Origin of the sequence: Phosphitispora fastidiosa (assembly GCF_019008365.1) — a bacterium.
Lineage (GTDB): Bacteria > Bacillota > Thermincolia > Thermincolales > UBA2595 > Phosphitispora > Phosphitispora fastidiosa.
This window is the reverse complement of sequence record NZ_JAHHUL010000003.1, coordinates 196,926-212,747: the sequence shown is the minus strand read 5'-3', so window position 1 is coordinate 212,747 and position 15,822 is coordinate 196,926. Positions and strand designations below refer to the sequence as shown.

Genomic DNA, 15,822 nt, shown 5'->3' with positions numbered 1-15,822 from the left:
CCTTCTATTACTTATCGTTGGCTCCGGAAATGACCGGGATGGCATATGGTGAGATGTTGTAACGATTTTCCGCACTGCCGCCTGTGAGTCTAAGCTGCCAACCCCCGGCAACAAGGCAGCGTCCCCGAACTCGATGGCTCATTAAGCTTTTCTGCAAGGTGGCCGCCTCTCGTTTTGGCGGGCCAAAACTTCCCGGCGGCCTTCGCCATCTTCGGACATGCGGGGACTCCCTGCCTTATTGCCGGTGCTTTGCAGCAAGACTCATAACGGCGGCAGTGCAAGGAAAATCTTGTACAGCAGCTCACCATATGCCCCGGTCATTTCCGGAACCTTCTATACCAATACACCAATACTCCTCAGTGAATGCAGCAGAATATCCTCCAGGTTATCCTCTGCCGTCACACTCAGGTAAGTTATTTGCCTGCTGCCGCAAAAACCCGCAATACCTTCGACAAAACCGTTCACCTGCCTGCGGTAGGCTTCCAGCAGCATCGGTGTAATACTCACTTCCCTGAATTCCTGATTCTCACAGTCAACCAGCCGGTAATTTCCCAGAATTTCAGGGTTCTTCTCCGCTGCGGACATAATATGAAGCACAACCACCTGCTGGCCAAGGTGCTGCAGGTACTTCAAGCCCTCCTGATACCCCGCCGGACTGAGGAGGTCAGAAATAAGCACCGTGATTCCGGGCCTCCGGATAAACCGGCCTGCCTTGCGCAGGGCCAGATTCAAATCAGTGGCCCCTCCCGGGCGCAGTTGCCCCAAATAGCTCCAAAGCCGGCTAATGCCTGCCTTCCCTCTCTGCAGGGGCAGAAAACCGGACATATTGTTATTGAGGGCGGCAGCCCCCACCTGTTCCATATTGACAAGGGCAAGGTATCCCAGCGCTCCGGCCACTTCCCTGGCCATCTTAAGCTTGGCCCCGCCTCCCCATTCCATGGAACCACTGGTATCTACTGCGAGATGCACAGAAAGATCCTGTTCCTCCATAAACAGCTTGATAAACAGCCGGTCCAGCCTGGCATATGCGTTCCAGTCAACCTGCCGCCAGTCATCTCCGGAGCTGTAGGGCCGGTAATCAGCAAACTCCACTGACTGCCCTTTCCTGGGGGAGCGGTGTTGTCCGCTGTACCGTCCGGTCATGGCCTTCTTCAGGAGAAATCCCATACTCTCAAGCTTATTCAGAAATTCCCGCTCAAAAAAAAGGCCCTCCACTCTATTTCACTCCCCCGGCTTTGGGAACTGATTCCAACAATTCTTTAATCAGTATATCACCCGTAATACCTTCAGCCTCACCTTCAAAATTCAGGAAGAACCGGTGTCTCAAAGCAGGCAGGGCGACAGCCTCCACGTCCTCAAAGGCTACATTAAAGCGCCCCTCCAGAAGGGCTCTGATTCTTGCCGTGAGCAGGATTGCCTGGCCGCCTCTGGGGCTGGCCCCGTAACGCACATATTTCCTTACCCGCTCAGAAGCCTCCGGGCGTTCGGGATGAGTCGCCAGAATAAGCCGAATGATATAATCAGTTACATGTCCGGCAGCAGGAACAGCAGTAGCTGTTTTGATCAGCCCTGCCAAATCCGCAGCATCGGCTACCTGGTTAACCTCAGTCTCGCCATGAACCGTGGTTCTCAGTAAAATATCCCGCAGGTCTGCTTCGCCGGGGAAATCAACCTGAACCTTAAACAGGAACCGGTCCATCTGAGCCTCCGGAAGCGGATAAGTCCCCTCCATTTCCAGAGGGTTCTGGGTCGCCAGCACAAAGAAAGGGGCCGGCAGCGGCCTGGTTACTCCGGCCACAGATACCGTCCGTTCCTGCATTGCCTCCAGAAGAGCGCTTTGAGTCTTGGGAGTCGCCCGGTTGATTTCATCTGCCAGGACCAGGTTAGCAAAAACCGCTCCCGCTTGGAACTTAAAGCCCCTTCCCTGGTCTGTTTCAGTCATGATATTAGTACCGATTATATCAGCAGGCATCAGGTCAGGAGTGAATTGGATACGGGCAAATTTTAGCCCCAGCGCCCGGCCAAGGGTCCGCACCAGCAGGGTTTTCCCCAGTCCGGGAACTCCTTCCAGCAAGGCATGTCCGCCTGCCATCAGGGTAAGCAGGATCTGTCTGATGACCTCCCCCTGTCCCACCATAACCCTGGAAACCTCTGCCTCTATTTGACGGACCCTGGTAACAACCTCCTGAACCTGTGCCTCATCTATTTTAGCCGTGTCCACTATATTATCCCGGTTCACCATCATCCCTCCAAACCAATTTTAACGGGAATCTCCGCCGGCCTACTCTCCGGCCAGACCCATAAAATATTCTCTGACCATATCCTTCATATTCTCGGGGACATACTGCTTTTCCAGACCCTGCATTGCTTCAGATTCATATTGAGACAGAACCTCAGAATATGGCAGGAGCCGGCCCCCGGTCAGGGGACCGTTTTCCATGTCCACAGAAACCGATGTCCCCGAATCCCCCGGGGCCCCCCTTACATAGTCAGGCTGCCCGTCACTGCCCAGCCTGGTAGGCACATAAATAAACTCATATTGGCCCTCATTATCCGGAGCTGTGCCCCAGTACTGTCCCGAACCTGAACCGGCGCTCCCTCCGGAATGGGACCCGCCATCAGTGTTGGTGGAACCGGTCCCTGCTCCAGAGCCTGAGCCACTGCCGGAACCTGAACCAGAGCCGGAGCCGCTGCCAGAGCCAGAGCCGCTGCCACTCCCGCTGCCGGAGGCAGAATCACCTCCGGAACCTGTGGCACCTGCAGCACCTTGCCCGCCTGTTCCCCCGGCACCGCCCTGTCCGCCTGCTCCCGTGCCGGCAGCGCTGCCGGCATTACCTCCGGCTGTACCTCCCGCATTACCATTACCTCCCGAACTTCCTTCGGAGCTAGAGCCCGAGCCGGAAGCGCCGTTCATAGCCGTCCGCGGCTGCCCCCCGGAACCACCTCTTGCCAGCATGCCTTCTTTTGCCCGTCCCAAAGCAGCCTGCAGATCACCTGCCATCCGGTCAGCCGCCTGGGCATCAGCCAACTGCCCGGCAACCTCTTCTTTGAGTTCATCTATACTGCCCTGTTCCCGGCTGCCACCTGACCCCACCTCATCCGCAGACTTTTTCAGAGAATCAGCCAGCTTGGCTTCACCCTTATCCTGCATGGTCCGGGCCATGTCGGACACCATTGCCGCAAGGCTTTTCCGTTCTTCGGCATCAAGTTCCTTCACAGAATCGGCCAATGCCTCCATATGCTGCTTAAAGCCCTGAAGGTCACCTTTTTCCAAAGCCTTCCCGGCAGCAGCAGTATGGGGATCTTCTTTTAACATTGCGGCCACTGCTGCCAGCTTTGACTTGATATCCTCCTGTGAGAGCCTCCTGACAACTTCCTCTTCTTCTTTTGCCAGGGCCGCAGCCCCTTTATCCAGAGAACCGGCCTCCGCCAGTTTCTGCTCCAGTTTTTTCAGTTCAGCATCAAGCTGTTTTCTCATCTCATCAGGGATTTTTTCATCCTTCTCCACCTGCCGGCGCAGTTCCCTGACCTCTTTCTTTGCTTCAGCAAGGGCCAGGCGCTCCTGTTTCCGGGCTTCAGCCACCTTATCCATGGGGTTCGGCCAAAAAGCTAAGACCACAACTGCCAGCAGCAGCGCTAAAGCTATCCCCGGTTCCCTTAACGATTTTAACCGGAGCGGAATACTCCGGTAGTCCATTTTCCTTAGGAAGCCAAGAGCATCAGCCCGCTGTCTCACCATAAGAGGGTCACTGCAATCCCTAAATTCCCAGGCTGTAGCCGCCCTTTCCCTGAGCCCGGTCTGATCAGCAGCCAACGCGGCTTCCCTGTAGCCCGGTCTCTTATGCCAGGCCCCAGCCAAAAACAGAGTAATAACTATCAGCGCTAAAGCCCCTGACCGGAACAGGCTGTCAGCAACAGGCACGAATCTCGAAACTACGAGCAGCCCGAAAACTGCACCCAAGCCAAAAACCAGGCCTCTGAGCGCCCATTGAGTATAGTGTCTGAAGGCAATACGGTGCAGCGCCGGGCGCAAAGCCCCCTGAAGCTGTTGTCGTTCATCCATACTCAGCCTCTCCTTTTGGTCCCTGCCCTGTTAGGACGAATCAACCATACGGTAAGTCCCATTGTCAGCAGAATGATAACCGCATCCAACAAAAGGTTCACCTGCCAGGGGGTCAGGGACTGGATAGCCAAATTGCCGCTGCTGAACGGCAGAATATTGCCACCCATGGGAAGTACTGAACCCAAGGCCACCAGTGGATTAAAATAAATAACAAACGGTACACCCGGTGGTCCAGTCATCGGCCCCCCAATATAATACCGGGTAACCTGCATGATAAAAGCAGTCAAAAAGATCGTCCCGATAAAGAGCATAAAAGTTGCCGCATAAGTAACTATAATGGCAACCGTAGTGCGTTTAAAAAGCGAGGAAAAAAACATCCCGATACTCCCCAGGAGAACAGTTGTCACCAGGAGAATACCCGACACGTAGAAGAACTGGCTGAGGGAAACCCCGCCAAAAAAGAAAACAATACTGTACAAGGGCAGGGAAATCACGGTCAGCAGCAACATATAACTGATTGCCGAAATCAGTTTGCCTGCAGCCACCGCCAGTGGGGACATCCTGGTTATCATCAGCAGGGGCAGTGTCTGCCTTTCCCTTTCCCCGCTGATAACCCCTGCTGTCAGGCCAGGGGTCAGAAAAGCTATAATGCCCATCTGGAGGACAGCCATCACATTAAAAATCTCAATTCCCATCCGGTATACCCGCGGTCCGCCCATACCGCCCCTGGTCTGTTCAAATATGAAAAATCCGCCGACAACCGCAAGCAGCCCCAAGTAAAGGGTAATTACCAGTGGAGAGCGCCAGGTTCTCACCCGGTCACGCAGTTCCTTGGTTAAAACAGGATTCCCGATCACTGGACCACCCCCTTGGTAATGCGCATAAACAGGTCTTCCAGACTATTACTGGTTTCTGCAAAAGACAGTACAGGGATTCCCGCAGTGATTAATTTGCGGAGCAGTTCAGTCTGACCGGCGCTGTCTCCGGAAAAACTCACCTGGAGAATCCCATCGGCAGTCTCGGTAACAACAGCTACCCCAGGCTGTTCCCTGATAATATCAGCTGCTGTTTCCTGTCCCGAACTTACCCTTACCTGAATCAACCTGTCAGAGCTCAGTTGTTCCGTTATCCGTTCAACAGTGCCCTCTGCCGCCAGTTCCCCGGCTTCAATAATACCCACATGAGTACAGAGCTCTGACAGTTCTGACAGGATATGTGACGATATAATAATGGTTTTACCCATCTTTTTCAACTCACGGAGCAGTTCCCGCATTTCCACCCTGGCCCTGGGATCAAGACCTGATGCCGGTTCATCAAGGATCAGCACCTTGGGATCATGCACCAGACACCGGGCAAGACAAAGCCGCTGCTTCATCCCCCGTGACAGGGAATCCACGTAAGCATCAGCCTTGTGACTCAGCTCCACCAGTTCCAGCAGGTCTGCAATTATATTCTTCCGTCTGTTAGCCGCAATCCGGTAACAGGAGGCATAAAAGTCAAGGTATTCGGTAACCTTCAATCTATCATAGACCCCAAAGAAGTCAGGCATATAGCCGACCACCTGACGTACCTTCTGAGGATGCCTGGTCACATCAATATCATCAACAAAAGCCTGTCCGGCAGTAGGCGTCATCAGGGTAGCCATGATTTTCATGGTCGTCGTCTTGCCGGCGCCATTGGGGCCGACAAAACCAAAAATACTGCCTTCATCTATACTAAAGGTAATCCCCTTCAGGGCTTCAAATTTTCCATACTGCTTTGCGAGTCCGTCAACCCTGATCATTTTGTGCCACCACCCTTACTGCTCAGGGATATGCTTACTCCGGTCACTTCATACCCGTCCCTGTCGCTTTCAATTCTGAATTTAACCATATGGTCATTATTTACGTATTTTTGGTAATCCTTAACAGCATTGCCGCCCTGGCGAACATTAAAGGTGTCCCACTGCTGTTCTGACCAGTTATACAGGAATCCCGCCATACTAACCGGACCACCGCCTCCTGACAGGTACACTTCCATAGTGTCAAAGGAACCTTCAGGCAGCTCAAATTGGTAAACCGCCTTCCCTCCCGGCTGCATATGAATTATCCCGGGTGGTCCGAAACCAATATTGGAGCTGTCAATAACCGTGCCCATGATAAATCCCGGAGGTACATTTAGGTTATCGGCATCTGTTTTCAGCTGCATAGGCAATTTAAATAACGTGGTATAATAATGTTTTATATCCTGACCGGGAATTTCCACCGTACCCTTTATTTTCTGGTCTGACCAGGCCAGGAACATTGTCTGCCCTCCGCCGGGATTCCATTCGGCGCCGTTAAACAGGGCTTCCAGCAGCTGCTGCCGGAGCATCTCCTGCTGGGTCTGCCGCGGCGGGCTTCCCGGACCCTGCCACTGCATACCGGGGTTGTATATCTGGTAATAGAACGGCGGGCCCTGAGTGGCAAGACTGCCCTTGGGCATTTCCACCTTAAGTGTTTTTCCCGCCTTAAGAGGACCGGTCTTCTTAAAGCCATATGCCGTGACCAGTACACCGTCTGTAAAGTCATATTCCGTATTGTTGGTAACCACTCCGACCCAGCCCTTACTGTCAAACTGCAGTTCCCCCGAAATAGTTCCGGCAAGAGAGATATCTGTTTCATGGCTGAACCCCCGCATGACCCAGGCATCCATATCCTTCAGCTCAATTACCGTACTCGTGGGTGACTGTTCTACAATTAACTGAGACTCCGGTACCTGACCGGGGCCGTAAGCCCTGTATTCATTAGCAGGTAATGCATTAATAAAATGCTGTCCTTCCAGTTCCACCCTGTAAGTGTCGAATTTCGGGGCAAAAATTCCAGTGGTGGTCTCCGCCCTGGCAATAGCAGTCCCTGCGCCGGCATCCACAATTCCTATCTGGTGAGTCAGGACTTCACTGCGCCTTTCCTGAAATGAGGCTACATAAATAACTGCCACAAATACTATGGCCAGCGACGGCGCTAATACCCAGGTCCATTCGCGTTTGTCAAGTTTTTTGAGTACCAGGTAACTTAGGGGACCCACCAGCAGTGCATATAACGCCAACACTGCCGCCATCCCATTCAGGGAGGGAAGCTGCAGCTGTGGGATGGTGTTCAGGGCTTCCATCAGAGCCCAGGAGTTTCCTCCATATTTCACGTAAGCTATTGATTTATCTGTTGTATTTGGGTTTTGCCCCCCAAAAAGCAGTTCCTGCCAAAGAACCCCGGTTCCCTTCCATCCGGCCATCGGTTCCAGCGCCGGGTCATATGCCAGGTAGATTACCTTCCCGCTGCCGATTATCTTTTCTATCGCCAGATATCTGCCGCTGTCACCATATAGTCCCCTGCCGCTGATATCGGTAAAGACAGCGGTCTGTACCGGTCCCCCCAAAGCTGTTACCCCGGCGCTGCCCATGGTGCGGTGCAGGGAAGCCAGGTTATTGGTTTCAACTCCCGATACCCTGGCAATTGCCAGTTCGGGTGGCAGATTTGGGATTACCTTCTGCCACCCCGCCCCGCCTCCGGCTGCCAGGATGCCTCCCTGATTAACCCAGCGGTTAAGGGCCTCTTGTTGTTTACTGTCAAGGCTCAGGTTAACATCATCTATCACCAGAATATCAAAAAATGACAGCACCTCTGCCTGTTCCGGAAAAAATTCCTGCTTCAGGTTTAATACTACAGGTGAATTCCCATTGATGGGACTAATTCCATAAAGAGACCTGAATTCGGACGGTTCACGGTCCAGAAGTCCGATAACAGGCTGCTCAGCAGGATGAAAAGTCAGGTTTATCTTATCCTCGGCGAGAACTGTTTTTCCGGTTACCAGCTGCACCTTCAGGCTTCCTGTATATTCATTGACAGGGATATTAAGGTCAAATTTCTTTGTGCTTCCTGAGGGAATAACTGCTTTAGTCCGGTAGTCCACAGGGAAACGCTCCTGGTTGCTGAAAACAACCTTAATCTGGCCCTCAATATCGGGGCCGCTGTTGACAGCCTCAATCTGCAGTGGCAGCCAGGCCCCCTGTTTGGAGTGATACCCGAAAGCGCTCTTGGCATCAATGGTAATTTCTTTTTTCGTTTCTTCCGCCGGGGCTGCTGCCGCTAAGCCCGCATTTAACCAAATAATTGCAGTGGTGATAACCACCAGCGCAAATTTCCGGGCGCCGGCATGTCCTGCCCATTTAAAAATTGCGAATACATCAGGCACTTGTGTCATCCTTCCTCCCCCAAGGTTTTAATTTTTTCTACTCTCTTCCCTCATAAGAATATTGACGTAAAAAGGGGCCTGAAAGTTCCCATATGTTCATAAGTTATTTCTGCAAAGAGACAAAAAACCCCTTTATTATTCGGCTCCTTCAGCTTCCATATAAAGGAAGTTCCAGGTTTGCCTCCATCTGCGCCGGAAATGGCCGCGGAATATGGTGGGCTGTTGTACAAAGATTTTCCTTGCACTGCCGCCGTTATGAGTCTTGCTGCAAGTCACCGGCAGCAAGGCAGGGAGTCCCCGCATGTCCGAAGATGGCGAAGGCCGCCGGGAAGTTTTGGCCTGCCAAAACGAGAGGCGGCCATTTTATGAAACAGGCCCCATGAGCCATCGAGTTCGGGGACGCTGCCTTGTTGCCGGGGGGTGGCAGCTAGACTCATAGGTGGCACTGCGGAAAATCGGTACAACAGCCCACCATATTCCCTTCCCGGCCATTTCCGGCGCTTGCTATGGAGGCAAACACAAAAAAGCCCTCTAGCTGGCAGAGATAGCCAAAGGCAGAGGGTTACGTTATTATCTGAGCCAATTGATATTATCCGTTTGCCACCTTACTGATTCCGTATTTTTTCATCTTCTTGACCACCGCTGACTGGCTTATGCCAAGTGTATCCGCCATTTCACGGGTTGTTTTGCAGTTTTTGAAGGCCTGGCAAATCAGGTTTCTTTCAGTTTCTTCCAGCAGATCACCCAATGCTTTGGGGGAGTTTGCGGTATCAATGTTAGGAACAATATTAATACTGGTGTTTTGTTTCATTTCTTCAATTTGAATTAGATTACTGTCACTGGTTACTATAAGCCGTTCAATAGTATTCTCCAGTTCCCTGATATTCCCCGGCCAATCATATTTAAGCAGACTCTGAATAACTTCAGGAGATATCTTTTTACCCAAATTATATTTTTTATTAAATTTATTCAGGAAAAAAAGCACGAGAGGAATTATATCTTCTTTTCTCTCTCTTAATGGAGGTATTATTACAGGTACTACATTCAACCTGTAAAAAAGGTCTTCCCTGAAATTCTGCTCCTTGACCATCTGCTCCAAATCTTTGTTGGTAGCGGCTATCAGCCTGAAATCTACTTTTTTGGATTTTGTGCCGCCAACGCGCATTACTTCCCGCTCCTGGAGTACCCGCAGCAGTTTAACCTGCAGGGCTACCGGCAAATCGGCAACCTCATCAAGGAATAATGTCCCACAATCCGAAAGCTCTATCAGTCCGATCTTCCCCTCTTTTTTGGCCCCGGTAAAAGCGCCGGATTCGTAGCCAAACAGCTCAGACTCAAGCAGGTGTTCGGGAATGGCACCACAGTTCAGCTTGATAAAAGGCCCATCCATTCGATGACTGCAGTTGTGGACAGAGCGGGCCACAACTTCCTTGCCCACACCGGTTTCTCCCGTAATCAATATATTTGAATCAACCTTAGCCACTTTATGTGCCAGTGATACCACTCGTTTCATCGCCTTACTGCTGGCGACCATATCATCCCGTTCATACTGGCTGTGTTCAATATCCCTGTCATTATAGTACCTTGTGGCTAGTTCCTGAGTAAGCTGAAGGTTCAAAATCATTTCATTCAGGTGGTATATGTCTTTAATAAATACAATTACTTTTAGCAACTGGCCATCGGTATCAAACACCGGTCTTGAGGCTACCATAAAATCCCGGCCATTAATGTGTTCAAGAACATGAAAGGGCCTTTTCTTTTCCAGCACCCCCCAAAAAGCCATCGCAGGCAGGTTGGCATGTTCAACCAGGTAATCATAATTATTGCTCAAAATTTGGCTTGCCGAAAGACCTGAAATTGCTTCAAAAGCAGAGTTGGTCCTAAGAATGCTGCCATTATTATCTGCAAGAATAATTCCGTCATTAATGGATTCAAGGATGCCTACCATTTCCAGGTTAAGGCCCCGTAAGCTGCGCAATTTTTCATGAAGCCGCTCTTTCTCGGAAATGTCTTCAAAAATTCCGACCGCTGCTACAATTACCCCATCCTTATGAAGAGGAAACCTGTTAGTACATAAAACCACATTATCGGCATTCATCCGGGCGCTGAGATGAGTCTTGCCCTTTTTGACAACTTCATGCAGCTTGGAATCATACAGAACCTTGTTGACATGAATTCCGAAGACTTCCTTGCCATGAAGACCGGTTATCTTTTCTGTATTTCCATTAAAATATACGATTTCTCCATCATCATTTACAATAATTATCCCATAAGTCCTGGGGTCTTTATCATAGTGAACCGCTACCAGCTCCAGGCATTTGATGAATTCGTCAAGAATATCTTTTAAAACCATCGGAAGAGGAATTATTCCCATTAGTTTTCCTTCGCGGGAAAGTACCGGAAGTATAGCGGTTTTTGCATCAATACTTAAAGTTGAAATAACAGCGACAGGGTCATTTTCATAGATCAGACTTTCACATGTATATATATAATTGCCCACCTGTGATAAGGGAGATAAATGTTCCTGCTGCACTATATTTTTATCCAGAATTCCGGCGAGAGCGCCGTTTTTATAGATAACCGGAATGCTGCTGAGCTTGCTGTTCCCGAAAATCAACCTGGCATGACTGACCTTATTATTAACATAAAGAAAAGGTGGATTATGAAGCATTAAGTCCTTAATCAAAATCAATTCATTAAACCTCCCTTTTCTGGCATGACCTAATCAAATCATAATGCCTAACCGTAGTGATTTCAACCATTCTTCCTTCAATGTCAGATTAAGTTGCCTGAGTGGTAATTATCTAATCTAATCAGTAAATTGTATTATTTATTCTGGCAATATTATGATTCTGATTCTGTATCAATAATTATTTCTCTTATTTTGTGTTTAATGCTGTTAGGGAGTTCTTCCGGTTTATGCTGGTTCAAAATGCTCTGGACCCTGTCCTTGGCCGTTCGGATGATGTCAGGTGTGTTATTGTATTGGTAAACTTCGGGGAAGGAGTTATTTCTGACTCTATGGGGCGACCAACCATTGACTGGAAAACCTTTTCCGATCAGACAGTTGAGCCACTCCCGGTTTCTAATCCTGCTTATTCCCATATCAGGATTAATAATTTTCTTTACAGCATTTACTATCATGTCATCAATAATCAGCTGGGTAAAGCTAAATGTCAACCCCAATTCTATCATTCCCATGCCGAAAATCATATTGGCCCCGGCAAGTGAAGTAATCACAGTTGTTATTGTTTTTTCATGGCCAATCTGGATATCAGGCAGTTTGGAATCACCCTAAGTGCCTCCAACAAAGCTTGGCAGCAAATAGAAGTTGGCCAGTTCAGCACAAGCCGCGCTCAGCATTGCCATTTCAGGAGCGCCCACCGGGGCTGTCAGGCTTTTCATATCAAAAATGGTCGAGGAACTGCCGTAAATAACGGGGGCGCCCTTATTAGTCAACTGGTGTAATACAATTCCACCCAGGACTTCTGCATTGTGAACTACCAGGGTTCCTGCCAAAGTTACCGGTGCGGTAGCACCGGCCATAACCATTGAGAGAATATTAACCGGGATACCTGCTCTGGCAGATTCCATAATGATCTCAGAGGTTGCTTTGTGTAACTGCAAGGGACTGGATGGGCAAACCATTGCGGAAACGATTGGACGCCTGCGCAATTCCTCCGTTCCGCCGGTAATGGCGGCAGCCATCTTAAAGAAGTTGACAGCTTCGTGCCCGCTGCCCAGATTGGTATGTTGGCAGTGTTTTACGGTATTGAGTAAAAAAGCTTCCGCCTCGTGCAGCCCGGTAGTTTCTATTGGCATATCCGTAGCCTTAAGGGTACTTACATAAATATCAACATTGTCCAGGGCATCACATACCAGTGCCGTCATCTCAACATCAGTTTTAGTGGACTCATGAACATCGTCTGTTATATAATCAACTACTCTGCACCCGGAACCGAAAGTCGTAAAATGTACCCGCTTGCCGCCCACATAGACATCATGCTGGGGGTCCCTGGCAGCTAAGATTACATAGGACGGGGCAGAGGCAATGGCATCCTCGACAAGATAAGCCGGAATACGTACCCTGCCGGAAACAAAATCCACATCTGCGCCTCCCTCTGCCAGGGTCTGCAGCGCCTCCGGACAGTAAACTTTTATCCCGGTAAATTGCAGCACCTTTAAGGTGGCATTATGAATTTCATCCAACTGTGCCGGAGCCATTGACTGCATGCCCAACCCCAGCCAATGCGAACTATTTGCCTTTAGATCCCTTAACATGCGGGCACCACCCATCAACTAATAATATCCCTGACATCACTTCAAACACTTCAGAATTGCTTCCGAAATTCCCTTTTCATCGGTGACAAAGGAAAATTCTCCTTTACCCTTGCGAGCTATTTGGCGAATTTTATCCGGTTTTGCCGGTGGAAAGCCGATTACGCTCAGCTTGTCAAATTTTGCCGCCACCGCCAAGGGGTCATCTCCCTGGTTCCAGGCCCCGTCTGTCAGGAGTAAGCCTATTTTTCTCTCGAAGTTACCGACCTGTTTTAACCCGGCCTCCAGAGCCAGATGGATGTCAGTGTCACCCTTCAGTTCCAGTCCAAATATTCTTTCCACAACCGTCTCCGGCCCCGTGGCCTCATTAATGTCCCTCAGGACCGAGACCCGGTTACAAAAACCCAGGATTGCATAGTCCATTTTAAAATGCTGGGCAATGGAAGCCGCAGTGATTGCAGCCAGGATAACTTTGAGTCCCTTCATTGAGTAGCTGTGGTCCAGCATAATAACAAAGGCTAATCTCTCTCTCTGTCTGGTGTATGAAACAATATTGTCCAATATCCCCCGCTCAGGCTCAGCTGTATAGTTTTCCAGGCTTTTGTCCAACTCAATTTCAGCCCCGTCCTGAAAGCCGCGAGCCAGCTTGAGCGGTCCGGACCGGTAACCCGTATCAGCAATTTGCCTGGCAATTTTTACTATCAGACGGCTGGCAATTTTTACTGCCTTGGTGCGAACCTGATGTGTCAGCATAGTGAAAATATTGGCAAATACCTCCAGGGAATCATCGTTCTCAAAAAACGCTCCAAGTTCTTCCGGATGCCTATTCAGGTAAGATGCCACCCCGTAAAAATACGAGACATTGGTTTTGTTATTATCAAGGAACCGGTCACCTACCAGACGGTCCTTTTTTTTTTCTCTTCTTCTTCACCGGCTGACAGAGACTGCATGCCCGGTGGTTGTTCACTGTAATCAGTATCACTATCGGTGCCGGTATCAGGTATCAGGTCCTTTCTATTAAGTCCCGGAATATCCAGTATTTCATCAATTATTTCCTCAGGGCTCCTGTCGGTGGTCTCATTTAACCATATCTTGTTAACCAGCGCAATGTGAGCTGCTGACACAAAATGGTCCTGGGGACAGTCCGCCAGTTTCTGCATACTGACAAAAATGTCAACCATATCAATTGCAGCCCTCACCGAGGCTCCCATTTTAATATCCTGATGTGCCCGAGTCTTGCGCACAACCCGTACAGCTGAATTAACAACTTTAAGGTTCTCTGAACCTGTCCGCTGCCTGACAATCTCCCGTTCTTCTTCTTCACCCTGATAGTCTGTCCTGATCAGGCAAATCCGGTCCATAAATGCTCTGCTAACCCGGACAGTACCAACATCGTCGTAAGGGTTCTGGGCAGCAATAACAGTAAACAGGCGCGCTGCTTTAACAGTCCCGTACCTGGGGATAGAAATTTCCCCTTCTTCCATTGGAGTAATCAGCACATTGGAAACATCTGCCGGCATACGGTTAAACTCTTCAATATAGAGGATGCCCCCATCCTCCATAGCCCTGGTAAGAGGGCCTTTTTCAAAATACTCCGCTTGATAGTTGTCTGCCAATACCTTACCGGGATTAAAATGGCCTACAAGCTTGGCGGGAGTGAGGTCTATATTGCCTTCCAGGATGAAAAAGGGAATACCTGCCGCACCTGAAATACTGCGCAATAAGGTTGACTTGGAGGTTCCCGGAGGACCCTCCAATAAAATGTGTTTCCCGGCATCCATGGCGGCAAGAATATACTTAATTTCGTTTTCTCTGCCAATTACGCTGTCTCTGACTCTTGCAAAAATCTCTTGCAGCATTAGCCATCCCTCTTTATAATTTCTTCAAATTTTGCCAAAACCGCATCGGGCAGTGGGGTTGGTTTGTGATTTTCCAGAATCTCCCTGGCCTTTTCATTGGCACGTTCAGCCATGCTCTTGCCCCCCCGGTTAAGCCAGGCGCCCCTCATTCTCCTGTCGATTAATCTGGGTTTGGATTGCTCTTTATCCATATAGTCCCTCGTGTGTCGTTGCCCCAGGAAATCTTTCCCGGCTCCGACCTGCCTGATCACATCTACAGCAAGTGTTTCATCATTAACGGTGATGCCCTGCATCACTCGTTTTACCATGGCAGCAATCTCATCATCAATCAGTAATTGTGTATAGCTAAAGGTCACTCCAAGTTCCAGCATACCCAGGCCGTATATCAGATTAGCCCCAGCCAACGCAGGCAGCAGGGAAGTAATCGTTTTTTCATGACCTGCCTGGGCATCGGAAAGCTTGGAGTCACCCTAGGTACCCGCTACATAACAGGGCAGCCGGTAAAAATTAGCAAGTTCAGCTACTCCGGCACTAATCATGCCCAGCTCCGGAGCTCCAAGCGGAGCTGTCGCATGAGTCAGATCAAAAGTTGTAGTTGAACTGCCATAAATTACTGGAGTACCCCTCCTTACAGCCTGGGCCAGGATAATACCGCTCAAAACCTCGGCATTATGAATCACCAGAGTCCCTGCCAGTGTAATGGGTGCAGATGCACCTGACATGGCCATTGAAAGTATGTTCAGGGGAACCCCCGCCCGGGCAAATTCTATTATTATTTCACTGGTATTTGTATGCAGTTGAAGCGGACTTACCGGACAAACCAGAGCTGAAATTACCGGACGCCGGTACAGCTCCGTCATTCCGCCGGCTACTGCCGCACCCATCTCCAGAAAGCTTCTGGCTCCGCTTCCCCCTGTTAAGTTAAAGTGCTGACAGTGCTTGGTTGTATTGGACATAAACTCTGCAGCCTCGTGTAAATCAGCAGTCCCTTCCGGCATATCACGGGCTACCACAGCGCTCGAATAGATATCAACATTTTCAAGGGCATCACAAATCAGAGCGGTATTACCAACATCTTTTTTGGTGGTCTCTCTCATCTCACCCGTGTAGGGATTTTCTATCATGACCCCGGCGCCGAAATTTGTAAAGCCAACCCTGTTTCCTTCAATTGTAACATCTTTCTCAGGATCCCGGGCTGCCAATAAAACCCTTTCAGGCGCTGAACGGATGGCATCTTCGACCATATGCTGGGGAAATCTGACGGTAAACCCTGTCCTGTCAACGGCGGCGCCTGCTCCGGCAAGAATTTCCAAGGCCTCATCACAGAATACTTTAATTCCTGTATGTTCCAGTATCTCCAGAGTAGCCAAGTGAATCTCTTCCAGTTCATCATGGCTGAACATCTTAATGCTG

Annotated in this window: 10 protein-coding genes and 2 pseudogenes; all 12 read right to left on the bottom strand. The window is 49.8% G+C overall.

What is annotated here, in order from left to right; translation table 11 throughout:
* Nucleotides 1-7: 7 nt before the first annotated feature.
* Nucleotides 8-157, bottom strand: a complete 150-nt coding sequence (locus tag Ga0451573_RS04990) for a hypothetical protein (protein WP_231682785.1) — start codon at nt 155-157, stop codon at nt 8-10.
* A 176-nt stretch (nt 158-333) separates the two neighbouring features.
* Complete coding sequence (locus tag Ga0451573_RS04985; RefSeq protein WP_231682784.1) at nt 334-1,215, bottom strand: DUF58 domain-containing protein; 882 nt, start codon at nt 1,213-1,215, stop codon at nt 334-336.
* 1 nt (nt 1,216) lies between these two features.
* Nucleotides 1,217-2,245: an AAA family ATPase gene (locus Ga0451573_RS04980; protein ID WP_231682783.1), complete on the bottom strand. Its 1,029-nt coding sequence runs from the start codon at nt 2,243-2,245 to the stop codon at nt 1,217-1,219.
* Between the two features lie 36 nt (nt 2,246-2,281).
* Nucleotides 2,282-4,063, bottom strand: coding sequence for a DUF8809 domain-containing protein (locus tag Ga0451573_RS04975; RefSeq protein WP_231682782.1), 1,782 nt, complete (start codon nt 4,061-4,063; stop codon nt 2,282-2,284).
* 2 nt (nt 4,064-4,065) lie between these two features.
* On the bottom strand, nt 4,066-4,920 hold the full coding sequence (locus Ga0451573_RS04970; RefSeq protein ID WP_231682781.1) for an ABC transporter permease: 855 nt from the start codon (nt 4,918-4,920) through the stop codon (nt 4,066-4,068).
* Nucleotides 4,917-5,846 carry an ABC transporter ATP-binding protein gene (locus Ga0451573_RS04965; RefSeq protein WP_231682780.1) on the bottom strand — a complete coding sequence of 310 codons (930 nt, stop codon included), beginning with the start codon at nt 5,844-5,846 and terminating at the stop codon, nt 4,917-4,919. The genes Ga0451573_RS04970 and Ga0451573_RS04965 overlap by 4 nt, the downstream gene beginning before the upstream one ends.
* A complete protein-coding gene (locus tag Ga0451573_RS04960; RefSeq protein WP_231682779.1) occupies nt 5,843-8,281 on the bottom strand; it encodes a DUF8725 domain-containing protein in 2,439 nt (812 codons plus the stop codon). Before Ga0451573_RS04960 ends, Ga0451573_RS04965 begins: the two co-directional genes overlap by 4 nt.
* A gap of 580 nt (nt 8,282-8,861) precedes the next feature.
* Nucleotides 8,862-10,964, bottom strand: coding sequence for a sigma 54-interacting transcriptional regulator (locus Ga0451573_RS04955; protein ID WP_231682778.1), 2,103 nt, complete (start codon nt 10,962-10,964; stop codon nt 8,862-8,864).
* Between the two features lie 152 nt (nt 10,965-11,116).
* Nucleotides 11,117-12,496 (bottom strand): annotated as a pseudogene (mttB, locus tag Ga0451573_RS04950) ([trimethylamine--corrinoid protein] Co-methyltransferase).
* Between the two features lie 93 nt (nt 12,497-12,589).
* Nucleotides 12,590-13,393: a vWA domain-containing protein gene (locus tag Ga0451573_RS04945; protein WP_231682777.1), complete on the bottom strand. Its 804-nt coding sequence runs from the start codon at nt 13,391-13,393 to the stop codon at nt 12,590-12,592.
* Between the two features lie 50 nt (nt 13,394-13,443).
* A complete protein-coding gene (locus tag Ga0451573_RS04940; protein ID WP_231682776.1) occupies nt 13,444-14,409 on the bottom strand; it encodes an AAA family ATPase in 966 nt (321 codons plus the stop codon).
* Nucleotides 14,409-15,812 (bottom strand): annotated as a pseudogene (gene mttB, locus Ga0451573_RS04935) ([trimethylamine--corrinoid protein] Co-methyltransferase). The gene Ga0451573_RS04940 and the pseudogene mttB (Ga0451573_RS04935) overlap by 1 nt, the downstream one beginning before the upstream one ends.
* Between the last annotated feature and the right edge of the window lie 10 nt (nt 15,813-15,822).